Below are 241 nucleotides of genomic sequence, written 5' to 3'. Positions count from 1 at the left end.
CCACAGCGACGCCGGTTAATGAGCCGTCGCGGATCCGTGAAGGTTTGCCCTTCCCCCTTGGCGCCACCTGGGATGGCCTGGGTGTGAACTTTGCACTGTTTTCCGCCAACGCCACCAAAGTGGAGCTGTGCCTGTTCGACGATACCGGCGAGGTTGAGCTGGAACGCATCGAACTGCCCGAATACACCGACGAAATCTTTCATGGCTACCTGCCCGATGCTCACCCCGGGCTGATCTACGG

General features: G+C 60.2%; 1 protein-coding gene. It reads left to right on the top strand.

All coding sequences use genetic code 11. From position 1 onward, the window contains the following. Positions 1–32: 32 nt before the first annotated feature. The coding region (locus tag AAEZ05_RS29965) for a hypothetical protein (protein WP_350650290.1) at positions 33–241 on the top strand (209 nt) is incomplete at its 3' end.

Origin of the sequence: Pseudomonas sp. HY13-MNA-CIBAN-0226 (assembly GCF_040310305.1) — a bacterium.
In the GTDB taxonomy this organism is placed as follows: domain Bacteria; phylum Pseudomonadota; class Gammaproteobacteria; order Pseudomonadales; family Pseudomonadaceae; genus Aquipseudomonas; species Aquipseudomonas gregormendelii.
Note: the sequence above shows the minus strand (reverse complement) of the source record. Positions and strands in the feature narration are given on the sequence as shown.